Raw genomic sequence first — 23,999 nt, 5'->3', positions numbered from 1 at the left:
ATTCCTGACATTTGTCAGCCGGAGTTCGGTCCAGGTGTTTGCCCTTCCAACGGCTTCATCATGGCTTGAACTATTAGGCGAGAGCTCGCCCCTCCTCTCGACTGCCCACTCTTTGAGGAACTCTTGCTGCCAAAATCGGCATTGTCAGCCAAGATACCGCAGCAGACAGATGCATACAATTAGTAGATTCCTTGTGATGCCAACCATTGAATCCCTGACGGCAAGGGTGTGGAAAGATGAGCTAACTCGGGAGATTTGCCGATGTGAGTGCGCAAGCGCATGCACACTTGGCATTTGGAAACGAGGCAGGATGGAAGAATGCCGGGGCGGACGGGCGCCCGTCCCGGCTGGAAGGTGGCAATCGATCAGTAGCTGGGCATGGAGGGATCAACGTCCCGCGCCCACGCCAGAACGCCGCCCTTCAGGTTGTGGATCCTTCGGAAGCCTGCCTTCATCAGGAATTCCACTGCCTGGGCGCTCCGCACGCCGGAGCGGCAATGCACAACAATGTCGTCTGCGGAGTTCAGCTCGTGCATGCGTTTCGGAACTTCGCCCAGCGGGATCAGCTTGGCGCCCGGAATCTTGCAAATTTCGTATTCGTGGGGTTCACGAACGTCGATGAGAACGAAGGGTTTGTTTTCGTCCATCATCTTTTTCACTTCCGTCGCCGTAATTTCCGGGACGTTGGTTTCGGGCACGTGCTCCTCTCCCCGGATTCCACAGAATTCCTCGTAGTCAATTAACTTTGTAATGGTTGGATGCGTTCCGCACACCGGGCACTCCGGATTTTTGCGCAGCCTGAGTTCCCGGAACTTGAGGTTGAGCGCATCGAACAGCAGCAGGCGACCGATCAGCGGCTGGCCCTTGCCAAGAATCAGCTTGATGGTTTCAAGGGCCTGGATGGATCCCACGATGCCCGGCAGCACGCCCAGCACTCCGCCTTCAGCGCAGCTTGGAACCAGACCCGGCGGTGGCGGCTCCGGGTAAAGGCAGCGGTAGCACGGGCCTTCCCGGGCGTAGAAAACAGAAGCCTGCCCCTCGAAGCGGAAGATGCTGCCGTAAACGTTCGGCTTGCCCAGCAGGACGCAGGCATCGTTCACCAGGTAGCGGGTGGGGAAATTGTCCGTGCCGTCAACAACAATGTCATAGTCGCGGAAGATATCGAGCGCGTTCTCGGAAGTAAGCCGCGTCTCGTACGGAACGACCTCCACGCTCGGATTGATGTCGCGGATGGTGTCGCGCGCTGATTCAAGCTTGGACCGCCCGACGTCATCCGTATCATGGATAACCTGCCGCTGCAGGTTGGTGAAGTCGACCACGTCGAAGTCCACCATACCCAGCTTTCCCACGCCGGCGGCAGCCAGGTAGAGGGCCAGCGGCGCGCCCAATCCGCCGGCGCCGATGCAAAGCACCTTGGCCTGCTTCAGCTTGAGCTGGCCTTCCATGGCCACTTCCGGCATGATGAGATGCCGGCTGTAGCGAAGAATTTCGTCCTTGGTCAATTGCGCCGTCGGAGTTGTTGTTACTGTGGACATTTTTTCCTCTTTGTTTGTCACCCGCTTAAAAATTCCTGCCGCGTGCAGGCCCCGCTCGCCCTCGAGCAGGAACGCCCGCATCTTGCTTTCTTTTTTCTGGTCGTGGGGGATGAGCCCGGAACCCCGGCCCTTGCGGGATCCAGGCTAGCTACAGGTACAGCCGGTCATCGAGCCGCCGGCAATAGAGGGAACAATACTGATGACATCAGTCTCGGTAAGCGGAGTCTGGTCCTTTTGGAGAAAACGGATGTCCTCGTCATTCACGTAGACGTTCACAAAACTGCGAAGCTTGCCTTCATCATTATAGAGGTGTTTTCGCAAGTCACTGAATCGGGAAGTCAGCCCCGCCAGCGCCTCGCCAACCGTCTTCGCCTCAACTTCAACCGAATCGCTCTTCCCCGTGTACTGACGCAAGGGGGTCGGGATAACCACTTTTACAGGCATTCCTTCTCCTCGACCGATCATACCAAGCAGGAACTGGCCATTATACACTAAAAAGTCCACTATGCTTCTTTGATGAACGTGGACGGCCTAAAGTTTCAACGGTTCAGGATCAAATTGCGACCGGTCTTCCGATAGGACCCAGGAGGTCATTTCAGCGGCCTTGCCGCGCTCAACCGAAAGAATGACATAAGAGTACCACGGCCAGGCGTGTTCGCGGTCGTAATTTGAAGGGCGGGCCGGATGGTCCGGATGAGAGTGGTAGTAACCCACCACGTCCAGCCCGCGCTTGCGCGCTTCCCGCTCAACCCGCAGTTGCTCCAGTGGATCAATCAGGAAGCGGTTTTTTTCTGATTCGCGCCCGGGATCTTCCAGTGGCAGCAGTTCCTGTGCGCGCGCAGAATCAAGCCGTAAATTCTTCAAAGGCACTGCCTCGGACACTTCCTTGGCAGCGCCGTCCGCGCGGCCCAGCAGCATACCACAGCATTCGTTTGGGTATTCACGCTCACCATGGGAGTGAATGCTCTCAAGCTGGTCGATCTTCAGTCTAATTTCCATTCAATCAACCTATAAAGAAAAACCAGAAGCCGAAAGCGCGGTCCAGCAGGTTATTGAAAAAACCTCTGCTACGTCATCCTGAGCGGAGCGAAGGATCTGCTTTGTTCATTTTCAGTAGGGTACAGCAGATGCTTCGCTGGCGCTCAGCATGACGGTTGTTTTTTCAACCACCGGCTAAGGTCCCGCCGGCGATTCATTCCAGAACCGCTCACTGAGATATTTGTCGCCGCTGTCCGGGAAAATCGTAACGATCACCCCGCTCTCGACCTGCTTCGCCACCTTGAGAGCAGCCACCATGGAAGCACCGGAGGAAATACCCACCAGCAACCCCTCTTCCCGGGCCAGCCGCAATGTCATGGCGTAGGCCTCTTCTGTTGAAATTTCCAGGTTCTCGTCAGCGAGCGAAGAATCATAAATGCCGGGAACGATGGAGGTGGGCAGATGCTTCAATCCTTCGAGGCCGTGGAACGGGGAGTCCGGCTGAAAAGAAATGCAGCGGATGCCACCCTTTAGTTCCTTCAGCCGGCGCGCCGTGCCAATAAAGGTCCCCGTGGTTCCCAGACCGGCCACAAAGTGTGTGATCTGTCCTTCCGTCTGGTCGAAAATTTCCGGTGCGGTAGTCTGATAATGGGCCTTCCAGTTGGCAGGATTGTTGTACTGGTTGGCGTAAAAATAGTTTTGCGGTTCTTTCTCAGCCAGCTCACGGACCTTCCGGATTGCGCCGTCCGAACCCTCCATGGGGTTTGTATAAACGGTCTCAGCGCCGAACGCCTGCAGGATCTGTTTGCGCTCAAGGCTCACATTCGAAGGCATAAAGAGCTTGACGCGGTAGCCCCGAGCGGCGCCCATCATGGCATAAGCAATTCCCGTGTTTCCGGAAGTGGAGTCCAGCAGCGTCTTTTCCGGCGTCAGCAGTCCCGCCCGTTCTGCTTCCTGAATGATGCTCCAAGCGGCCCGGTCCTTTACCGACCCGCCGGGATTGGCCCACTCGGCCTTTGCCAAAAGCGCCGCCTGAGGAAACTCCGCGCCAATCCTCCGCAACCGGACCAGGGGAGTGTTCCCGATCAGGGATAAGACGTCCGTTGCATGCTTCAATTCGGGCTGCAAAACGGCCCCTTTGGATCCAGATGTCATAAAGATAATCTCTTGAGAATTCTAGGAGATGGTCTGGTGGAGTGTCAACTACGCGGTTCGGGGCCTTTGGCTGGAATGGTTGAATCGTTGCGGCGCTTCATGTGGTTATTGGGGTTAATCGGGTTGATCGGACGGTAGAGAATCTCACAGCGGACGCTTTGCAAATCCGGCTCGCGCAGTTCCACAATCTCATCAAACCCCTCGGCCCCTACAGATTCCTGAGCCTGCTTGAACAACTGATATTGCTCTTCAATAACTTTGGGACCTACCGAGCGCGTACGGGCACGATCACGCTCCAGGCACTTCTCGAGCGCAATATCAAAGAGAAAGAGCTCTGTACGGACCCGGTACTTCCGGCCAAGATCCAGCAGAGACTTTCGTGCCCCAGGAGTTATCGCCGTTGAATCAACAACACAAATGCGGTTGATGGAAAGGCGCTGACCAATGAGAAAGTTCACAAGAGCAAATGTTTGTGCCTGGTAACGCTGGTCAGTCTCGTCATCGCATAACAACTGCCGGCAAAGGTCGGATGAAATAACATGAGTACGACGAAAATGCCTTTCAGCGAACGTCGATTTTCCACATGCCGCCGGGCCGCATAAAACAATCACTGATGGCCGAAGCACTCGAATGACCCGTTCTTCCGCAGGAGACATTGTTAACCTCGAACGGACCCTTCGAACCCGACAATATTGAAAGCGAAACAAAGCCGGCTGCAGCCAGCCTTAAACGGCAACAGCTTACAGCCGGGGTCAATGGATTGTTAATTACCCTAATGTTGGACGTAAGGCAACCTCACGGAGTTACTCCGTCAGCGCCAAAAATACGCACAAATTTTGCCCACACGATGAAACTTTTCCTTCCACCTGCACTCATGATAATCCACTTAGCAAAATTTTCGGATGAATTTTCGATGATAATGAAATTTTCAGGCAATCGGCGGGGGTTAAAGCTGAAGAAGGGCGAAACTCGGCAGAGATTAAGAGTGGGGAACACCGTCCCGTCTAAGCCGTCCGTCGATTTGTGGGTATGGGAATCACTGGGTAGCCTTTTCGAGATTGGACGCCACGGCGTCGATTGCCTGGGCTTCGTCCTCCAGAACTTTACCGAGGATAGCAATCTGTTTGCCGGCCTCGTCCCATTGTCGCTGCTCGATCGCTTCACGGACCGCTGGAAGGGTCTTCACATCATACCCGGTGTAGACACCCGGGGCATAAAGTTCCTGCCGGTACCAGGCGCGCCCGGGCAGGCCCTCCGGCCGGGTCAGTTTTCTCTCGGCCCCGATCATCAACTGATTCACCTGGGCGAGCGAAGCATGCGACAGAGCGTCACCACCGTTGCCGTCAAGGGCCTGCACTGCCTTCTGGAAGCGGTCTGCGCTTCGGTCCAAGGCGGCAACTCCGTTGTCCAACGGCGCAAAATTCAGAAAGGGCGGGAAGGTTTCAGGCTTCGGCGCAACAAAAGGCTTTTCAGGATCGGAAGTTGCGGTGAAAACGCCTTCCTGGATTTCGGTGTTCAACTCCTTGGACTCGGCCTGCTGGTGCATCAATAGTTCTTTAAGCTCGTTCACATACGTGCGGACGGTCTCGGTAAGTTCAGAATAATCGAGCGGCAGAAGATCAGCATCGGCCAGGCGCATAACTGTCGTACCCACAGTTTGTGCCAGGGCCCGGCCATAGATAAACTTGGTATCGTCAAAATGGCTAAACCAGTAATAGTCATCGTAAATCGAATGATAAATACCCGCTCCATTGCTTTCGCCGCCATAAGAAAGCGCCAAGGAGGCAATGCCGAGGTGGTCAAGGAATACGGTGTAATCAGATCCCGACCCCAGCGCGCCAATCTTCAGATCGCGGTCCTGCCTCAGCGCCTGCCGCTCGGCCGGCGTCGCAGCCCGGCGAATTCTGAGGTCCCGGTCCCGCTGCCACACCGAGATGTTTTTCTCGGGGTCCTGGATGTCTCTTGCCACGCCGTTAATGAATTTCTGAAGCGTGTGCGAGCCCTCCACGGCAAGATATCCGCGGCCGTTCGAATCCGTGTTGATGTAGACCGCGGCATGCCGTTCGAGGTCGCTGGCGTGTTCCTCCGCCCATTCGGTCGAACCCAGCAGACCCGGTTCTTCGCCGTCCCAGGCGCAGTAGATGATGGTGCGCTGGGGCTTCCACCCCTGCTTCAGCAGCGCGCCCAGAGCGCGAGCCTCTTCGAGCAGCGAAACCTGCCCGGCTGTGGGGTCTTCAGCGCCGTTGACCCATGCGTCATGATGGTTGCCGCGGATAACCCACTCGTCGGGGTAGCCGGAACCGGGAATTTTCGCAATCACGTCGTAGATGGGCTTCAGGTCCCAGTTGGCTTTCACGATCATATGGACCTTTACCGGCCCCGGCCCCACGTGGTAGGTCATGCCCAGTCCGCCCCGCCAGTTCGTCGGGGCCACCGGACCCGTAAGAGCATCGAGCAGCGGTTTTGCATCGCCGTAGGAGAGGGGCAGTGTCGGAATCGGCGAGAGGACCTTTAATTCTTTCAGCGGAATCCGGCGGGCGTCTTTGGTGGCGCCGACACCCGGAGTGAGCGGGTCGCCGGAGTATTGAGTGATGTCCATCACGCTGCCGCGCTGCACGCCCTCCAGCGGACGAAACGCCCCCTGGGGATAGACATCACCCTGAAAGTAGCCATCCTCACGCGGGTCTGAGTAAATCAGACAGCCCACCGCGCCGTGCTCGGCCGCCACCTTCGGCTTGATGCCTCGCCAGCTTAGTCCGTAGCGCGCGATCACAATGGCGCCCTTCACCGAAATACCCAGGCTTTCAAGCGTCTTGTAATCCGATGGGACGCCATAGTTCACATAGACGAGCGGGGCCGTCACGTCGCCGTCAATCGAATAGGCGTTGTAGGTGGGAAGCTGCGCCGCGTGCTGGTCAGAGGTAGGATCGCCCGGTACGGCAGGCTCCTGCAGTTTTGCAACAAATTGCGACGGCGCCACCATTTCCACTTTGCGCTCCTTCGGCGTCGGGAACAGCACGTAGAAGGTTTCAATGTGAGCGTCGAGTCCAAACTCCTTGAACTTTGACAGGATCCATTCGGCGTTCGATTTGTCGTACGGAGAGCCGACATGATGCGGATACGCCGAGAGGCGCTGCATGTAGGCGCGCATGTTCTCCGGCTCAGGAATGGCTTTGAATTTCTCTTCCCACTGCCTTTCCGTCTCCGAGCCTTGAGCGGAAAACCCCATCAGCCTGCTGGAATGTTCTTCGGCCGCCTTGGCCGTTAGTCCGACGCAGGCAACACACAAAACCGCAATGAGTCCGAATCGGCGCACGAAACCCTCCAACCTGAGAATTCAGATGCCCTCCCGGCCCGGCCGTCCGCCCCGCGCTTTCAATCGATTTTCATTGCAAAGAGAGGAAGCCAGAGACGCTGATGGTAGCAAATTACCCCCGCCCCCACAAGCTGTCCCCGCGCATAGCGTGAGCCACACGACACGTCCCATGCAGGGTGGTTCTGAACCCGTATAGAACCATGGTTCCACAACTTTTTGTGCTTGACCTCGCCGTTACAATGCAGTTAATGTATCGGCGGTTGCGAGGGGGAGCCACATTTCCCTCGACCCGAGGATCAGGGAAGCACACTAGTTCAAGCCCTGCGATCCTCCTTCAGTTTGTCCGAGTCCCGCCGACGTACGCACTCACCGAGGGACTCCGATAGCACGTTGAGAGAGGAAAAAATATGAGTCATCGTGGAAGCATTTTTGTTTCCAGCCATCGAGCCGTGGGAATCGCCTTAACTATCTTCTCATTATGCGTGTTGACACTGCTGCCCGGTGCTGCGGTGGCTGCGTCCAAGGCCGGGGTCAATAAGGCAAAGGCGAGTTCGCCAAACAATCCAGGCACCGCCGTGACTCGCGCTGCAGTTCAGCGTCGCAGCGCATCCCCTGCTGGGGCGCAAGCGGTCCACTACGGGAAAATCCCTCTCAGCTTTGAACCCAATCAGGGACAACTGGACAGTCGAGTGTCCTTTCTGGCGCGAGGCCTCGGCTATGCTCTTTTTTTGACCTCCCGTGAGGCCGTGCTTGAGTTAAAGTCGGCCGGTGGGCACGAGATGCCGGTGGTGCAGATGAAACTGCAGGGAACCAGCCCGGAAGGTCGCCAGATGGCTGGCATCGACGAGCTTCCCGGCAAGGCCAATTACCTTGTTGGCAGGGACAGCTCTAAATGGCGTACAGGCATTCCAACTTACGGAAAGGTGATGGAGAGCGGCGTCTATCCGGGCATCAACCTTGTCTATTACGGCCGTCAGCGGCAGCTCGAGTACGATTTTGCCGTCGCGCCTGGCGCGGACGCTGCGGCAATCCGGCTCCAAATTGATGGTGCGCGGAAGCTGCGCCTGGATTCCGCAGGAAACCTGGTGTTGACGGTTCCTGGCGGGGAGTTGTCATTCCTCAAACCAGTGGCGTACCAGCAGGCAGCCGGCCAGCGCCGGCCGGTAAAAGCCGGCTATGTGATTGACGGCCAGGGCGGGGTGGGGTTCCGCGTGGGCCAATATGACCGGGCGCAGCCGCTGGTCATTGATCCCATTCTGGCGTACTCGACCTACCTGGGAGGCAGCAGTATTGACGGCGCAAACGCCATCGCGGTACTTTCCAGCGACGGCACGGCTTTCGTGACCGGCGGAACTTTTTCGATCGATTTTCCCACGGAACATCCTCTGCAACCCAACATGGGTGGCGAACATGATTTCCCGACCGACGCCTTTGTGGCCAAGCTGAGCGCCGACGGCGGCACGATTCTTTATTCCACCTACCTCGGCGGCAGCGCCGAGGACGAGGGGAACGGAATCGCCGTCGATTCGCTCGGCGACGCTTACGTGACGGGCTTGACATTGTCGAACGATTTTCCGGTCACGCCCAGTTCGTTTGATCCCAACTGCCCGCCAGACGGCAAGTGTGGCGCCATCATCAACAACGGATTCATCTGGTCGGCCGGTTTTCTGAGCAAGCTGAATCCCGCGGGCTCGGCGCTGGTCTATTCGACGTACTTCGGCGGCCATGGGCACACGCGCGGACAGGCTGTGGCGGTGGACAACGATCAGAATGCATACGTGACGGGTCCAACGCAAGCGTCGGACTTTCCCTTCGTTGCCCCACAGTGCCTCACCTTCACCGCTCCGCAGAACGCTTTTCTGCTGAAGCTCGATTCGACGGGCTCGACGGCTTTATACTCGGGAACGATTGGCGGCGCCGTTCAGGACGGCGGGCTTGGAATTGCCCTGGATGCGAGTGGAGACGCCTCCATCACGGGCATCACCTATTCGCCTGCGTGGAGCACTCCTATGACCGGCTTCCAGACGACCTACGGCGGCGCCGGCGACGGTTTCCTGACGACGATCAATACCAATTTGTGCGGCGCGGGAGCAGGCTCGATCCTATATTCGACCTATCTCGGTGGCAGCGCCCTGGACCAGGGCAACGGCGTGGCCGTGGATGCCACGGGAAAGGTGTACGTCACGGGGCTTACGAAGTCTACCGCCTTTCCCACTACGAGCGGGGTTTACCAGACTACCTGCAAGCTCAACAGCCAGAGCGGGTGCGACGGAGATGCCTTCGTATCCAAGATTGACCCCAGCCAAACGGGGGCGGCATCGCTGCTCTACTCCACCTACGTGGGGGGCTCGGCGGGCGACAGCGGCAACTCGATCGCCGTGGATCTGAACAACGATGCTTTCATTGCGGGGACAACCAACTCGACCGATTTTCCCGTGAGCACGGCTGTGTTTCAGTCGGCTTACGGCGGCGGCAACTCTGACGCTTTCGTCACAGAGCTGAACCCGGCCGGAGCGGCGCTTGTGTACTCGACCTACCTTGGAGGATCGAATACGGAGTCGGGTAACGGTATCGCCGTGGACACCCTGGGCGCAGCCTACGTGGCGGGGCAAACCTGCTCAACCGATTTCCCGCTCTCAAATCCGGCTCAAATCACTCCGGGCGGCAACTGCGACGCTTTCATTTCGAAGGTGATTGTTTCCGCCGGACTTGCGCTGAGCCCGGCCGGCCTCACTTTTGCGCCCCAGCTTGTGAATACGACGAGCGCGCCGAAGACCATCACGCTCGACAATGGTGACAATCCGCTCACCATCACGAGCATCACAATATCCGGAGACGACGCCGGTGATTTCGCGCAGACCAACGACTGCGGCACGGCGCAGCCGGCAGGCGGGAAGTGCACCATTTCCGTGACCTTCACGCCCGCAGCCTCCGGCATTCGAACCGCTGCCATCAGCATTGTTGACACGGCCCCGGGCAGCCCGCACGTGGCGAACCTGAGCGGTACCGGAAATCCCACGGGCATTTTGACCTTGTCGCCCACCAGCCTGGCCTTCGGCGGTGAGAATGTAGGCAGCACGTCGTCGGCTCAATCCATCCAGGTGACGAACACCGGCAACGCGGCGCTCACCATTTCAAGCATCGTGGCCAGCGGCGATTACTCTGAAACCGATAACTGCACCAAAGCGCCGCTGCAGCCCACAACCAACTGCACCATTCAAGTCACCTTCAAGCCGAGCGCCTCCGGTTCAAGCGCCGGAGCGCTCACCATCACCGACGATGCGCCGGGAAGCCCGCAGGAGGTTTTGCTGACGGGCAACGGCGTGCTCGCGGACTTTTCGATCTCAACATCGGCGCCTTCCGAGACCACGGCTGCGGGGACACCGGCGATGTTCGGTGTGACGGTCACGCCGAACGACGGGTTTACCAGCCAGGTTGCCCTGGCCTGCCAACTGCCCGCGGCGCTTACCGGCGCCACTTGCACGATTTCCCCGGCCTCTGTGACGCCGGACGGCAGCAACCCTGTGCAAGCTACCGTGACTGTAACAACTACGGCCCGCTCCCTGGTCCCTCCAGGACCAATGAACTTCAACTGGCCTTTCTCCCGTATTCCTCTTCCCATCGCCGCGCTGGCCGCTATGCTCGCAATGGGTTTGCTGGTTCTCCTGGCGAGACGGCGGAAGGTGCTGCTGGGCTTCGGCGTCGTGGCGCTCTCTGCCGCCATGTGCGTCGCTTGTGGCAGCGGAAAGTCGTTTGGAGTATCTGGAAATGGAAATGGAACCGGAGCCGGAAGTGGAACGCCGGCCGGCACCTACACTGTGAGTATCAACGGCACCTCGGGCAACGTTACCCGCGGCACTACAATTCAACTGACTGTGAACTGAGGCGCGTCCCGGTCAGTCGTTGGATGGACGGAACCATAAGAGCCAGGTCCATGGCGTTAGTAGCCGGTAGAGTCCGGCATATTGAGGAGGAGATTACATGCGAAGGTTTAGTTTGTTTATAATGATGTGGGTGTTGCTCGGCGCCACAGCTCTGGCGCAGCAGGCTCCCAAATGGGAGGTCTACGGCGGATACTCGCATCTTCTTGGTGACATTAACCACACCAGTTTTAACCTGGACGGAGGTGAGGCCGCCGCAGTCCAGAACGTTAATAGCTGGTTCGGTGGAATGCTGGACTTCGGCACTCAGTGGGGCACGCGCAATGGTTTCAACACCAACTCACAGCAGATTATGTACGGCCCCGTGTTCTCATACCGCAAGCTCTCGTTATTCACTCCCTCCGCCCACGCCCTGTTGGGAGTCGTGAGGGGAAGCCAGGGCTTTGCCGGCATTCCGGCGACCGCCACCACCTTTGGCGCAGCATTCGGCGGCAGCATTGATTTCAAGATCAGCAATATGGTCTCCTTCCGGGTGCTCCAGGGCGATCTCATCGTTACGGACTTCATGAAGCGACACCAGGAAAGCGTTCGGTTCTCAAGCGGACTTGTTTTCACCTTCGGCAGCACGCGGTGATTCGCAACCGGAATGCAACCATCGACCCGGCGTAGGGGAGGGCTCTGCCCTCCCGCTCATGGCGCAATAGCGACTGGCATAACACCACTATAGATGAGGGATGAAGCTGCAATCTTGAATCGCCAAGTCGCCCGGCAGCTCCGGAGAAGCGGCAGAATTTAGCCCACCCCGCAAGCCGTGGGTGAATGAACGCCGCACCCCCTAACCCTCTCCCCGCCGGGGAGAAGGGGGACTGCCACCGGTCCATAAGGCTCTTATCCACAGGGCTCACGCCCCCGCTAAAATCTTCGCTCCTCTCGGGGTTCTGTGTCCGCACGTGGCCCGCCCCAGCTTTACCGTCCGGCGCGTCGCGCCGAAACCTGCCTGATGCGATAATCCCTTCGAGCCTGATAGACAAATCTGCGGGCCTCGATTGTCTTATTCCTGAGACCGTGACGTGCAGAACGCTGGAGACAACGGCGCAATCATCGAGACGCTTTACCGCCGGCACAGTGCCGCGCTGGTGCTGTTTGCGGCGGCGATTGCGGGTGACCGCGCCCGGGCCCAGGACGCCGTGCACCAGGTGTTTGCAAAGCTGCTGGCCCAGGGCATCGACCATGCGGCCGACGCCAAAGCTTACCTGTTTGCCTCGGTGCGAAACGCTATTCTGAATGACGCCAAAACTCGCCGGCGCGAGGTGGTGCTGGACGCCCGTTCGGCGTGGTTCGAGCCGCCGGACCGCGATTACGCGGCGGAACTGAGGCTGCGGCAGGCGCTTGCGGCGCTCGACAGCGGCCAACGCGAGGTGACGGTGCTGCACATCTGGGGAGATCTGACCTTTGCCGAGATCGGTGAGGTTCTGGGCGTGAGTCCGAATACGGCCGCCTCGCGATACCGCTATGCGCTCGCAAGGCTGCGCGAAACCATGTGCGCCAGGGAGGACTGCCATGCTGGACCATGACGACGAGCAATTTGAAGTCCGGCTGAAGAAATTTCGGCCACTACCCGCCGAGCGTCTGCCCATGGAGCGAAGCGTCCCCGCAAAGCGCAGGAAATTCGTGCTGGCCGTGTGCGCGGCCGCCGCCGTGGTGCTGGTGCTTGTGGCGGCGGTCATCGCCCACCAGCGGGCTAATCAGTCCCCTGCGATTCACCGCAAGCCCAAGGTCGTGGACGTAAAGGTGAAGGCAGTGGACGTTGTGAAAGCAATACCGCTGGCCGGTGGCCGCCCGCTGACCATCAGGAGCGCGAATGAGTTGCTGGCGCGTGCGCCGTCCGTCAAATCGGCGCTCGACGGGCTGGCGTTCCAGCGCCGCGCCGAACCATTCCCGGAAGGCACCGAAAGCGCGCTGGCCGCGCTGAGCATGGAGGATTTGAAACCATGAGGATTTCCCGACGCCTTGCTTTGGCAACACTGGTCTTGGCCATGCTGGCCGCGGTGCCGGTTCGACTGCCGGCGCAAACGTCCTCGAAGGCGGGCGAGAACGCCGCTTTGCGATACTGGTCGGCATTTGCCCAAATGCAGGATGTGGCGCTGACGGACGCGCAGGTGAAAGAATTGAACCGGATTCTCGAGGGCACTGCGCCGTTTGTGCAGTCAACATACAAGGACCTGATTGAAAGAAACCGCAAGGCGCTCGAGACTATGGCGCGCGGCGCCGCGCTGCCCTATTGCGACTGGGGCATCGATTACCAGCTCGGGCCGGACGTGCCGGTGGATTACGTTCGGAAGGCACTGCAGCTTGGGCGGCTGAACGTTCTCTATTCGCTACAATTGGGGATGAGCGATCCCGACGCGGCCGTGCGGGCGCTGGCGGCGGGAGTGCGCTTCTCGCATGACGTGGCGAACGGCGGAACCCTGTTTTCGGCGGTGGTGGCGAAAAATTTACTTGCGGCGCACCTTCGGGCAATGGCGTTCATCGTGCACTTGGCGAACCTGTCCGGCGATGAGCGGGCGACTCTGCGAAATGCGTTATCGGGGATTGGACCGGACGGTCTGGATTGGCGAGCCGCCGTGGAACAGGAATTGGGAATTTTTCGCGCGCCTTTTCGCACGGCCGGTGGCGTCGAGAAACTGGACCCGCAGGCGCGGGCGGCGCTGGGGCGGATCACAGGTCTCTACGTCAGCGCGCTCAGCAATCCGGCGGAGCTCCCCGAGCTTCAGAAATCCATCGCCGACGCGCCCGAGCCCCTGCCAAGACTCATTCCAAATCCGAAGCGCGTGGTGGAAGAAAAGCAGAACCTGACCGCCGAGTTGCAGAAGATAAGAGCAGTTCTGAAGTAAGATGCCATGGCCGCCACACAGAAGTAAGCATCAGGACTTTTTTCTTGCTCCGCCGTTTTCATAGATACTCCACGCGAAACTGGCAGGGGCCGCGGGAGCATCAGCACGATCGGGCGGTTCAGAGAGATTGGTGACCATGCGACTGCTTTTGGAGGATCATTCGGATGGCCCGGGACTCATGGCCGTTCATCGTCTCGACGCGGAATTCCTGCCGGCTGATCGGCCGGAATGGGGCCGCAAGGCGCTCCAGATGCTCCATCGTGTGGTGCCTCAGTCTGACGCCTTCCTCCAGCTCGAACACGCCGTAGCAGCCGTGCCTGGGCTCGAAGCGCTCATACCGATCTCGGTTTCGTTCATCATCATTAATCAGCAAATCGCTTACATAGAGAATGCCGCCCCCTTTCAGCACCCTGTGCAGCTCCCGGAATAGTTTTGCCTGCTCGCCCGAATCCGGGATGCAGGTGAGCACCGCCAGCAGGAGCACCGCGTCAAACGATCGGTCGGAGAACGGAATTTCCGATCCTGAGTTGCGAGCGTAGCAGGCGAAAGGATTCTCTCGCCTTGCCCGCCCGATCATTCCGGCGGAATAATCAACTCCATACAGATTGGTGAACCCTGCCGCGTGCAGCTCCCGTATGATCCTTCCATAGCCGCAGCCGTAGTCCAGAACGCAGCCCGCCCGCTCGACGTGGCTCTCGATCTCGCCCATCACCAACGGGTGGCCAAACCTCTTCTCGTAAGCCACGGAGTTCCAGTACTTGTCCTGCGCATCCATAAAGGTCATGCGTCCTCGGCTGACGGCCTCGCAGTACTGCCAAAACCAATGGCCCGGCGGGGCTTTTCGGGCGGCTTCATCAGTTCGCGGATGGCGTCGAACACGATTTTGAACCGCGAGTCGTACTTCTGCTCCATCTCGTCGAGGCGGCGGGCCAGTTCCTGGTTTGATGCCAGCATCTCGCGCAGCCTCACGAAGGCGCGGACGACGAATACGCTGACCTCGACGGCGCGGCCAGAGTTCAACACACTGGCGAGCATCAGGGCGCCGTGCTCGGTGAATGCGAACGGCAGAGTTGGAGAAAACTTCAGCCTTCGGAGGTGGTCACAATTTGTGACCACCTCTTCTTTTTCCTCGTGGGTGAGGCGGAACATGAAATCAGGGGGAAAGCGGTCGGGATTCCGTTTGACCGCCTGATTGAGCGCTTTTGTCTTGACGGCATATAGTTCCGCAAGGTCCGCGTCCAGCATCACCTTCTGCCCGCGAACCAGCAGGATGCGGCGCTCGATCCGCTCCGTCGGAACAGCCAGTTTTGAGGTCACAGTTTGTGACTTCAAATTCTCAATACCCCGTTTTGCCGAATCTCTGGACGATGGCACTGTCCTCAGCCACGCAAAAGCAAGATGACCAAAGTACCTCAAAGTTCATCAATCGCCAACTTCAAATTGGGGAGAGCGTTCTGCGTGCAGAGTTATAGGTTGTCGGTTCTGGGAAGATGGGAACCAGACAGAGGTCCCCGGATGGTCCGGCTTTTCCCCTCGCCGCCCGCCGCACCTGGCCATTACACCGGCGGAACGTTTATGGAACGTACACGTTGTTCTGTCCTGAGGTCCCAAAATTCGACCTCGCCATTTACGGTCCCGAAGATAATAGAATCGCCGTCGGGACCGGGAACCAGATTGCTGGTGGGCCGAGCTGGGGTCAGGGTGCCATGCTGGCCGGTGTCGGGATTCCACATCTCGACGCTCCTGCCAAATCCGGCAAAGATCACCCATCCGTTCTTCGACACGATCAGCGTATCGACGTAAGCCGATTGGGGCGGCGAGATGGCGAGCAGTTTTCTACTCGCCACATCCCAGACGTAAACACGGCCATCCTGAGAGCCCATCATCACGACGCCGCGCCGGTCATCGAAGGCAATGGGACGAAAGGTTTCGATCTCGCGATTGGTTGTAAACCGCCCGAGGAGTTTTCCGCTATGCGCGTCCCAGAGACCCGGCCAGTGGCCGGCATTAACGAAGGCTTCTCCATCCGGAGTGAAAGTGGCGTCGCCATAGATGGAGGAACAGCAGACCTTGAGTCGCGCGGCCCCGGAATGTGCGTCGATGGTTTCCATGATGCTCGTCCCATTCACCACCAGCAGACTTTGGCCGTCCTTGCTGAAGCGGACGCTTCCGTAATTTTCGTTGTCGGAACGCAGCAGTCGCGGAGCAGCCGGTTCTGCCGGCGTGTACACGCCCAGGTTTCTGGAGGCGATTGCAAGCAGATGGCCATCGGGGCTGAACCGGAGGTCGTTTAACGGACCGTACGGAAAGCTGAATTGATGTGGAGCGCCGCCGGTCGTCTGGTCCCAGACCGTGATTTTCCCCTGCGCCGTCCCTGCGGCCAGAAGATTGCCTGTGCTGCTCACCGCAACGTTTGAAATTTTTCGGTCGGCTGGAGTTTTCCTTGAGCTGACGAGAATGGCCCAAACACCTGAGGCTATAACAGAAATGGAAAGCGCAATTACAGCCGCCGTTCGCGAGGTCCCCAGCATCCTTCCATCTTACCTGAGCTGCGGGCCATCGCCAGCGCCTGCTCGTGTCACGCAGAGATCACTCCCGTTTCATAATCTCAAAGGCCCTTGATGCGGTACAGCACGGCGCCATGCGAGGGGACAGTAGCATTGATGGCGCCGCCTTTTTTCTCCGTCTTGCCTGTCCACAGGTCCTGCGCGGAGTACCCGCGTGCATTCCGGGGCAGGCCCACGGCAGACGCTTCGACGGAGACTTTCTCCGCCGCCTCGCCGGTGTTGAACAAACCGACAATCGCGTCTCCGCTGGGTTCTGTCTTGGCGAACACTTGCCGGTCACCGTTATCGAGAACTCGTTTAGCCGCGATCGAATCCTGGTCAACAGCAACGACGGCGGTGTTTTTAAGGTATTTCAGGTCCAGTGGGTCGAGGTGAGTAAGGTCGACGCCGAGGATCAGCGGCGCCGATGCAAGGGCCCACAGGCTCAACTGAGTCTGGCGCTCGGCTGGAGTAAGCCCGTCATTCCTGCCATTCCCTACCTCGATGGCGTCATAATCGTTGAACCCTCCCGGACCAGCGTAAGGCTGCCAGTCGGCCACATAGTCGAAACGTTTCGCAATCTCTGCCCAGCTCGTCAGCGGATAGCTGCTGCCTCTTTTTTCGCACCGATAGCATTCAATGTCGGGCGGGAATTCCCATTGATTCGCGTACTTCATCAATGTTGGGGCGATGGCCTGCGTATAGCTCCCCTGCGTGGCGTCGAGGACCATCGGCCGGCCGCTTTGCCGTATGGCATTCGACCAGGCCTTCACGTCAGCGGCGTTGCTGTTGGTCACGCCGTCGAATTTGATGTAATCGACGCCCCATGCCGCCAGCATATCGGCCCATGAATTGATAAACTCCTGCGCTCCGGGCTTATCATAATTAATCCTCACCATGCCGCGGCAGTTGTAATTGTTCTCTCTTATGGATGGTTCCGCGATCTGGGCAGCCTTGTACGATGTGCCTTGAATCGGCGTGTTCTTGCTGACGGCCTGCTTCGAAATACCCGGCGTAATGTAGATTCCGAACTTCATCCCGAGACCGTGGAGGTAATCAGCGACTGCCTTGATGCCATTGGTATCTCCATGCGCCGGGAACTTCGATGAATCGATCACCCAGCGGCCGTAGGGCCCGACCTCAGGACCCTGAGGGCCCGGACACGGGTACCAGAAATCGTCGAGGTTTACGTAGTTGTAACCGGCGCTCTGCAAGCCGGACTCCTTCAGTGCGCGCGCTTGCGCTTCAATCTTCGCTGCCGTAGGCTGCTTGCGCAGAAAGCTCCAACTGCTCCAGCCGAGAACGGGCGTCCGCTCGAGACCATTGTTCTCCGCCCTGATTTTCTGCAGTCCGTTTATACCTGCCAACAATATGATCACCAGTGCAGCCGTTAAGATATATCTCAGTTTCATAAAATGATTCCTTTCTGCCTCGTCAGCAAAATTGTGATTACTCGTAGCGCAGAGTAGTCCCGCCCCTGCGGGACCACTCTGCGGTTCGTTTGCTAAAAATCAGAAGACGCAGAGTTACAGAACAGCTCCGCCTCGTCTCATTCTAAACCCCAGTCAGCTTCCCTGATCGCGGACGTTAGAGATCAATCTCTGCGCCAGCCCGGCAGGCAATGGCATCTCGAGAACTCCGCAATCAGTTTGCGTAACGCGCTAGAATGCAGTCTATGACAAAAAGAGCGATCTCTGCTGGCGCCGTGCACAGTCTGCCAGCAGACCTGCGGAAAGTTCTCATTTCTGACCCTGCCGCGCTGGCAAAATGGGAGGATATAACGCCACTCGCGCGCAATGAGTGGATCTGCTGGGTGATCTCCGTCAAGAAACCGGAAACCAGAAGCCAGCACATTGAGCGCGTCCGCACGGAACTTAAGGAAGGAATGCGCCGGCCTTGTTGCTGGCCAGGCTGCCCTCACCGCTGAAAGAAGCACCGCAGCCTGCAAGCCCCAGCCCGCGTAGGGGACCCGCTGGTTAAGGAGAGCGGGAGCCCAGAGGGCTCCCCTACCCGGCATTCCCGCTCAGAGCGTAAAGAACAGGCCGATGCTGGCCGCCGACATGACGGCGAATGTGGTCCAGCCGAGCCAGCGCAGGGCCGCCGGGTTGGTCCTTTTTCCCATCACCCGCGGATTGCTGCTGAGCAGCACCACCAGCAGGATGACAGGCGGGGAAAGCACGCCATTGAGAATCGCCGCCAGGAATAGCATTCGGACGGCGCCAATGCCCGTAAAATCAAGGGCCAGCGCCACCGCCATGGAAGCAGCGATGAAGGCGTAAAAGTGCCAGGCGCGCCGCGGCGTCTTTTCGAGTGAGCCAGGCCAGCGCGCCGCCTCTGACACCGCATAGGCCGACGAGCCGATCAGGGCCGGGACGCCGAGCATGCCGGTGCCGATCAGGGCGAGGGTGAAGAGCCAATAGGCGCCGCTGCCGGCGAGCGGGCGCAGAGCCTCGGCGGCCTGCCGGGCTGTCTGGATATGTGTTTGGCCGTGGGTGTGCAGCGTGGCGGCCGCCGTCAGAATAATGAAATACATGATGGCATTCGAAATAAACATGCCCACCCCGACATCCAGCCGCGCCTGGCGCAGATTGGCGCTGATGCCGCCCGTCCGGCGAGAGAATCCGCTGCGCGCTGCATTTTTCTCCTCGACCTCCTGCGTTGCCTGCCAGAAGAACAGGTAAGGAGAAATGGTGGTGCCCATGATGCCCACAAACATGGCCAGCGATTCCTTTGACCATTCCAGATGCGGGACCAGCGTGCCGAGCATGGCCCCTTTCCAGTCAAACCCGGCCAGAAACGCGGTGACGACGTAGGCGAAAAGCACCAGCGTCAGCCAGCGGAAGATGTTTGAAATGCGGCGGTAGGAGGCGCCAAACAGCACGCTGGTGATGACGGCCGTGTAGATCACCGTCCAGATTACGGCTCGGATTCCCGTGGCCAGTTGGGTGGCTTCCGCCATGCCTGCCAGGTCCGCGCTGGCATTCGTCAGGCTGACGGTCACCAGCAGAATGCAGGTCCCCCACAGCACCCAGCCGGGATAGCATTCGCGCACCAGCGCGCTTAGTCCTTTGCCTTTCACGGTGCCCAGGCGCGCGCTCATCAACTGCATTGCGGCTATGAGCGGGAATGAAAACAAGGCGGTCCACAGCATCCCGTAGCCGAAAGAGGCCCCGGCCATCGAATAAGTTGAGATGCCGGACGGATCGTCATCCGAGGCGCCGCTGATCAGGCCCGGCCCGAGGCTTCCGATAAAGTTTGAAAACCTCGCCGCGAGGCCGGCAGTGGCGCCGGCGCGGCCCGCCTGTGCGCGGGCCTTGCGGGCCTGCGAATCGGTTTGGGGAGCATGACCCATCCTGGTCCTGATGCTTTCACGGCGCACCCTCCCCAGAGGCCGCTCTTGAACGTGACCCCCATGCTTTAGATGCATTTTCAGGGATGTTCTATGCAATTTCGCGCGCAAGCGGGTGCCTGGCGTGCCTGTAAAGGCGGCGGCGTTATCCGTGGAAGCCGGGTAGGGTGAACCCCGCCGGTCCGGCAGTCGTCGCACCATTACAGGATGAAATAATACTCTGCCAGAGCATTTACTGACAGATGAATAGCATTAATAAAGATGCGCTCTGCGCCTTCGCGGGCGGGTGGCGCAGACATCGCGCTGTTTGCGATGTCCGCGGATGTAGCGGCGCTCTCCACAAGTCATCCTGAGCGTAGCGAAGGATCTGCTTTGGTTGGAATCTCGAATCTGAAATGTTGACTTCCGTTCGGTTCCGTCTGCTTCGTGCCGCCTGCCTATGCTATCGTGAGGCGCCGAAAGCGGCTTCGCGGCCGGCTCGCAGTTCCAAACTGTAGGATCAATCGGGGCGCCGGGTGTAGGTGTGCGTCACGTAGACCTCTCCCGAAAGCACGACGCTCGGCTGTTCTTGCGCCTCGAACATGGAGGTCGCGGTCAGCATTCCGCGGCGCATCTCCGCCTTGGTGATCAGAAGGTCTTCGGTCACGTTCGCCGTGCGCCCGTCTGGAAAAGTTACCAGGTAAGAGAGGGTCCCCGTACCGTCGCGATTGACGAAGTAGGTGCCCGCAAGGCCAACCGTAACGATGTTTCTCGATCCGTCGGAGTTGGGCTGATTCACAATCACCGAACCGCGCGCTGAACCCAGGCCGTTGAAAGTGACCACGCCGAAACTGGACGCCACAAGCCCCGCATAGGTGCCGACAAAAGCATAGCTGCCGTTGATGCTCGCGGTAGAGTAATCGCGGTGTTCCTGCGAAGCGTCATTCCCGTCCTGTCCGGCCAGCACCGTACCGGGACCGGGCCGGATGTAACTGGTCAACAGAAGAACCGCTAAGGTCAGGGCGCTCGCACGGACCGCCCACTCAAGAGCCTTTCGCATCGGATATTTCCCTTCCCGGCCGCTCATTCGGCCATTCGAGTTTCGCATGTGGCGAAGGATGCTTGCATTGTAGCGTCTGCGATCTCGCGTAGCGACAGAATTATGATCGCCGCGGCTGGCGCCGTAGCACAGGCACTCCTGCCTGTGTCGGAGCCCTTTCCACCTTAGCCAGGAGTGGCTGGGCTACTTTCGCGGCTGGCGGATACTTGGGCTTTCGACTGTCTCCGATCCCGTACCCGCGTCATTTCGAGGGCCGACGCGGTTGATCGGCCCGAGGAATCTGCCCTGAAAATTTCGGTCACGCGGCGACGGATGTTTGAAGAGCAACTTTGTAGCCGAGCCGTTCCAGGCGTTTAACGTAATAGCGCCTGAGTCGGTCGGGCTCGAGATGGTCGAAGAAGTCGCCGCCTAAATCGGCGTAAGTGGTTCGAGCCTTGAGCATATGGTAGAAGATCACCAGCATCGAGTGGCCCACCGCCACCAGCGCCCGCTTCTTGCCGCGGCGTCCCACCAAGCGCCGGTACTGGGATGCCAAGTAGGTGCTCTTGGTGTGGCTGGCTGCCCAGGCGGCCTGCACGAGGCTGCGTTTCAGCCATCGATTGCCGGGCGTGATGCGTTGCCGCTGGCGCTTTCCCGCACTCTCTTCATTGCCCGGACACATCCCGGCCCAGGACGCCAGGTGTTGGTGGGTCGGAAAGCGGCTCATATCGACTCCCGCTTCCGCCATGATCACCTGGGCCACCCGACGATCGACACCCGGCACCTGATCCAGGCGTTCGATCTCATCGGCAAAAGGGCGCGTTTGCTCATCGATGCGGACCTCCAACTCGGCCAGCAGTTCCTCCTGCTGCGCCAGTTGTTTCCACAGCAGCCGCAGCATGAAACGATGGTGCTCGGTCAGGCGTCCTTGCAGCGCTTTTTCCAATTCCGGGATCTTGCTCCGCAACCTCCGTTGCGCCAAGCCGGCCAGCCTCACGGGGTCCTCTTCACCCGCCATCAACCGCTCCAGAATGCTCCGGCCCGAGACGCCCAGCACCTCCGTCGCCACCGAAGCCAGCTTGATATTGGCGTCTTCCAGCACCTTATGGATGCGGTTCACGGTGCGGATCCGTTCCTCCACCAATTGGGTGCGGTGGCGGGTCAGGTCACGCAACTCCCGCTGCGGCCGAGGCGGGATGAAGCTGCTTTTGAGCAACCCGTGTTGCAACAGTTGCGCGATCCACTGACAGTCCCGAAGGTCACTCTTGCGCCCCGGCACCTGCTTCAGGTGATGGGCATTCACCAGGACCACCGTGAAGCGGCTCTCCAGGATGTTGTAGAGGGGTTTCCAGTAGACTCCGGCGGGTGGCGCAGATACGTGCTTGTCGTGTCTGCGGTCTCGCGCAGCGAGAGGCTCTTGCTTTTTTTCATTCCGCCCGGTCCATTGCAGTGATCGACGCGTCCTGCTGAAAATAAAACCGCCAGCTTGACCACAGCCGCCTGACGCCATAATGCCGCAGATCCTGTACCGCGCCATTTTAACCCCACTCAGCTTCGCTGACCGCAGACATCGAAAATCGATATCTGCGCCACCCGCCCGGACCATTAGGCGTCGTGTCGCAGCCCGGCTCCGCCTGCCGCTATAGTAAGCCAATCAGCTCCGCTGATCGCAGACCCCAGCAATCAGGGTCTGCGCCAGCCGCGCTCGCCTTTGGATTTTCGATCCTGCGCCACCCGCCTATTTAATATAGAAAAAAAAGCTTACGATGCTGAGGCAAACAGCAAGCATGCCATAACTGCGTGAAGTATCTTTTAGCAGCGCCAATATCCCTGTCGCAAGCGAAAGCAAGAACGCAGCTCCTCCCCAAGCGGCGAAGACTGCCTGTAGGCTTGCGTCGGCCTGCCACAACCCCCTCCAGTACAAATAGCGCACCAGAGCAAAAATCACGATTGCGTCAGTAACAGTGATGAATATCGATAGGGTACCCCAAAAATTCCTCTGCGCAAGATTTCTCATATTGGCGCTCTCCTTGTTTCCTCTTGAATGATCATTCGCGAATGGAAATCTCGTACGGATTAAATCCTAGGGGTGACATGCTGCGGAGCCTGGATAGAGTCCAAGTACATCTAAAGCCAAATGGCCCAAGGGTAGCGCAAGCCCGCTGGGGTCAACCACCGATGGTATTGGAGACTGTGCCCAAGGATTTATCGCGTCAAAATGATAGTCACCAGTCGTCGGTGTGCGTGGGACCTGTCCCGAACTCTTGTTTATTGCGACGTGGGCCGAGCAAAACGTCAACTTGTCCCTTAGGTCAAGTTGACCGGGATGAAAAAAGTCGGCATAGTCCTGCACGTTTTGGACGAAGCCGGAATTCTTGAACTTGATCACCGTCTGGGGGAACGAGAACGCTGATGTAAACGTTCCAGTCGTAGGACTGTCTGCGGTGAAATTTATGCCGGGAATGTCCAGGACCATCGTGGCGTTACCCAACGTGGTGGTTTCCCAATGCCCCGTCGTCAGATGCAAGACGTCACCGCTCTGGGCGAACTGTGGCGGAACCCACTCGGAAGCCCGGACCGGGATTTGCATCACGTCGAACACATCGTAGCCGCCGACGGTCCAGTAGTCGTACCCTCCTGTCGACGACCAGTGATTGCACACTGGATCCATTAAGCAGTGGAACCTAAATTCCGCCTTGAGAAGCCCCTGTGGAGATTGCAGCCCCAGCGGGTCGGTCAAAGTCGTGGGATTGTTCCCCACGTAGGCATAGCGGTTGAGCGACTGCGGATTCGCCACGTCCCCGCCCAGCGGGTCGGACGTCATCCAGCGGCCCAGAGCAGAGCTGAGTTCGCGAGTGGCCGAAGGGATTACAGGGTCGTTGACCTGCCAATCGAGGCCCATTACCACCTCCGACTGCCGCGCGCCCTGCTCCTGGAACACCCCGCCCCAGGGATAATGTGTCACGTCCCACTGCACGGCCCCGGCCGGGTCGGTTTCCATGGTGGTGGAACCCACGGCATCCGAGTGATCGATGTAGGCGCTCGCCCCGCCCATATTCAGCCGCTGCCCCGCGATCTGCGACCAGTAGACGTTCCAGCCCGTCCAGTTCTGGCTCGGCCACTGCGCAAAGGCTCCCGTTCGCTGGCCGAAAAGGTCAATCGGATAGGTCAGCGTCATGGGGTCAATGCCCTGGTAATCCTGCACCCGCTGCCCCAGCGCATTATACGTGGGGTATTGCCACTGCCCCGACGAGTAGGAATGCTTCACCCGCCCCTCGGCGTCGTACTCGTAGGTGGACCATATGTCGTTCAACTGGTTGCCGGCCG

Annotated in this window: 21 protein-coding genes; 6 read left to right on the top strand and 15 right to left on the bottom strand. The window is 59.0% G+C overall.

Going from position 1 to position 23,999, the window contains the following annotated elements; translation table 11 throughout:
- Positions 1 to 365: 365 nt before the first annotated feature.
- From moeB to VFQ24_03260, 6 genes are all read right to left on the bottom strand, one after another.
- Positions 366 to 1,535 (bottom strand): molybdopterin-synthase adenylyltransferase MoeB, encoded by a 1,170-nt coding sequence (gene moeB / locus VFQ24_03285; GenBank protein HET9177358.1) that lies wholly within the window; start codon positions 1,533 to 1,535, stop codon positions 366 to 368.
- A gap of 144 nt (positions 1,536 to 1,679) precedes the next feature.
- Positions 1,680 to 1,979, bottom strand: a complete 300-nt coding sequence (locus VFQ24_03280; protein HET9177357.1) for a MoaD/ThiS family protein — start codon at positions 1,977 to 1,979, stop codon at positions 1,680 to 1,682.
- 87 nt (positions 1,980 to 2,066) lie between these two features.
- A complete protein-coding gene (locus VFQ24_03275; GenBank protein HET9177356.1) occupies positions 2,067 to 2,534 on the bottom strand; it encodes a M67 family metallopeptidase in 468 nt (155 codons plus the stop codon).
- 174 nt (positions 2,535 to 2,708) lie between these two features.
- Positions 2,709 to 3,668, bottom strand: coding sequence for a cysteine synthase family protein (locus VFQ24_03270; protein HET9177355.1), 960 nt, complete (start codon positions 3,666 to 3,668; stop codon positions 2,709 to 2,711).
- A gap of 44 nt (positions 3,669 to 3,712) precedes the next feature.
- The gene (locus tag VFQ24_03265) at positions 3,713 to 4,324 is read right to left on the bottom strand and encodes an AAA family ATPase (GenBank protein ID HET9177354.1); all 612 of its coding nucleotides are present in this window, start codon (positions 4,322 to 4,324) and stop codon (positions 3,713 to 3,715) included.
- Positions 4,325 to 4,704: 380 nt separating this feature from the next.
- A complete protein-coding gene (locus tag VFQ24_03260; GenBank protein ID HET9177353.1) occupies positions 4,705 to 6,984 on the bottom strand; it encodes a M28 family metallopeptidase in 2,280 nt (759 codons plus the stop codon).
- 407 nt (positions 6,985 to 7,391) lie between these two features.
- Between VFQ24_03260 and VFQ24_03255 the strand changes: the two genes are divergently transcribed.
- The 5 genes from VFQ24_03255 (at position 7,392) to VFQ24_03235 (ending at position 13,759) form a co-directional block, all read left to right on the top strand.
- Complete coding sequence (locus VFQ24_03255) at positions 7,392 to 10,868, top strand: SBBP repeat-containing protein (protein HET9177352.1); 3,477 nt, start codon at positions 7,392 to 7,394, stop codon at positions 10,866 to 10,868.
- Between the two features lie 97 nt (positions 10,869 to 10,965).
- Positions 10,966 to 11,499, top strand: a complete 534-nt coding sequence (locus VFQ24_03250) for a hypothetical protein (GenBank protein ID HET9177351.1) — start codon at positions 10,966 to 10,968, stop codon at positions 11,497 to 11,499.
- A gap of 436 nt (positions 11,500 to 11,935) precedes the next feature.
- A complete protein-coding gene (locus VFQ24_03245) occupies positions 11,936 to 12,439 on the top strand; it encodes a sigma-70 family RNA polymerase sigma factor (GenBank protein HET9177350.1) in 504 nt (167 codons plus the stop codon).
- A complete protein-coding gene (locus tag VFQ24_03240) occupies positions 12,426 to 12,860 on the top strand; it encodes a hypothetical protein (protein ID HET9177349.1) in 435 nt (144 codons plus the stop codon). Before VFQ24_03245 ends, VFQ24_03240 begins: the two co-directional genes overlap by 14 nt.
- On the top strand, positions 12,857 to 13,759 hold the full coding sequence (locus VFQ24_03235; GenBank protein ID HET9177348.1) for a hypothetical protein: 903 nt from the start codon (positions 12,857 to 12,859) through the stop codon (positions 13,757 to 13,759). Before VFQ24_03240 ends, VFQ24_03235 begins: the two co-directional genes overlap by 4 nt.
- A gap of 118 nt (positions 13,760 to 13,877) precedes the next feature.
- Here VFQ24_03235 and VFQ24_03230 read toward each other — a convergent pair whose 3' ends face one another.
- The 4 genes from VFQ24_03230 to VFQ24_03215 form a co-directional block, all read right to left on the bottom strand.
- The gene (locus VFQ24_03230) at positions 13,878 to 14,543 is read right to left on the bottom strand and encodes a class I SAM-dependent methyltransferase (GenBank protein HET9177347.1); all 666 of its coding nucleotides are present in this window, start codon (positions 14,541 to 14,543) and stop codon (positions 13,878 to 13,880) included.
- Positions 14,540 to 15,076 (bottom strand): ORF6N domain-containing protein, encoded by a 537-nt coding sequence (locus VFQ24_03225; GenBank protein ID HET9177346.1) that lies wholly within the window; start codon positions 15,074 to 15,076, stop codon positions 14,540 to 14,542. The genes VFQ24_03230 and VFQ24_03225 overlap by 4 nt, the downstream gene beginning before the upstream one ends.
- A 239-nt stretch (positions 15,077 to 15,315) precedes the next feature.
- Positions 15,316 to 16,290, bottom strand: a complete 975-nt coding sequence (locus VFQ24_03220; GenBank protein HET9177345.1) for a hypothetical protein — start codon at positions 16,288 to 16,290, stop codon at positions 15,316 to 15,318.
- A gap of 77 nt (positions 16,291 to 16,367) precedes the next feature.
- Positions 16,368 to 17,717, bottom strand: a complete 1,350-nt coding sequence (locus VFQ24_03215) for a glycoside hydrolase family 27 protein (protein ID HET9177344.1) — start codon at positions 17,715 to 17,717, stop codon at positions 16,368 to 16,370.
- A gap of 263 nt (positions 17,718 to 17,980) precedes the next feature.
- Here VFQ24_03215 and VFQ24_03210 point away from each other — a divergent pair, with 263 nt between their 5' ends.
- Positions 17,981 to 18,232 (top strand): YdeI/OmpD-associated family protein, encoded by a 252-nt coding sequence (locus VFQ24_03210; protein HET9177343.1) that lies wholly within the window; start codon positions 17,981 to 17,983, stop codon positions 18,230 to 18,232.
- A gap of 96 nt (positions 18,233 to 18,328) precedes the next feature.
- On the opposite strand, the gene VFQ24_03205 is transcribed toward VFQ24_03210, so the two are convergent.
- The 5 genes from VFQ24_03205 to VFQ24_03185 form a co-directional block, all read right to left on the bottom strand.
- Positions 18,329 to 19,657, bottom strand: coding sequence for a divalent metal cation transporter (locus VFQ24_03205; protein ID HET9177342.1), 1,329 nt, complete (start codon positions 19,655 to 19,657; stop codon positions 18,329 to 18,331).
- A 496-nt stretch (positions 19,658 to 20,153) separates the two neighbouring features.
- Positions 20,154 to 20,693 carry a hypothetical protein gene (locus VFQ24_03200; GenBank protein HET9177341.1) on the bottom strand — a complete coding sequence of 180 codons (540 nt, stop codon included), beginning with the start codon at positions 20,691 to 20,693 and terminating at the stop codon, positions 20,154 to 20,156.
- Positions 20,694 to 20,991: 298 nt separating this feature from the next.
- Positions 20,992 to 22,209, bottom strand: a complete 1,218-nt coding sequence (locus VFQ24_03195; protein ID HET9177340.1) for an IS110 family transposase — start codon at positions 22,207 to 22,209, stop codon at positions 20,992 to 20,994.
- A gap of 201 nt (positions 22,210 to 22,410) precedes the next feature.
- Complete coding sequence (locus VFQ24_03190) at positions 22,411 to 22,689, bottom strand: hypothetical protein (protein HET9177339.1); 279 nt, start codon at positions 22,687 to 22,689, stop codon at positions 22,411 to 22,413.
- A gap of 66 nt (positions 22,690 to 22,755) precedes the next feature.
- The coding region (locus VFQ24_03185; GenBank protein ID HET9177338.1) for an RHS repeat-associated core domain-containing protein at positions 22,756 to 23,999 on the bottom strand (1,244 nt) is incomplete at its 5' end.

This window comes from Terriglobia bacterium, from assembly GCA_035712365.1.
Classification (GTDB): domain Bacteria; phylum Acidobacteriota; class Terriglobia; order UBA7540; family UBA7540; genus SCRD01.
This window is presented reverse-complemented; position numbering and strand designations above follow the sequence as displayed.